The 239-nt window shown below is 67.8% G+C and carries 1 pseudogene; it reads left to right on the forward strand.

The annotated features are described in order from the left end of the window. Positions 1-223 (forward strand): annotated as a pseudogene (locus tag SB751_RS34895) (acyl-[acyl-carrier-protein]--UDP-N-acetylglucosamine O-acyltransferase); the annotation flags it as partial. Between the last annotated feature and the right edge of the window lie 16 nt (positions 224-239).

Consider the following 239-nt stretch of genomic DNA (forward strand, 5'->3'; position numbering starts at 1 on the left):
GGTCGGCATCAACGTCGAAGGCCTGAAGCGCCGCGGCTTCACGCCCGCCCAGGTGTCGGCGCTGCGCGACGCCTACAAGATCATCTATCGCCGCGGCTTGCCGCTGGATACGGCCCGGGCCGAACTGCGCGCCCGTCAGCAGGCCGAGCCCGAAGTCGCCGAGCATCTGCAGACGCTGCTGGATTTCCTCGACGTCGCGTCGCGCGGCATCATCCGTCCATGAACATGCGGATCGGCAT

This window comes from Cupriavidus sp. SIMBA_020, from assembly GCF_046535395.1.
GTDB classification, from domain to species: domain Bacteria; phylum Pseudomonadota; class Gammaproteobacteria; order Burkholderiales; family Burkholderiaceae; genus Cupriavidus; species Cupriavidus campinensis.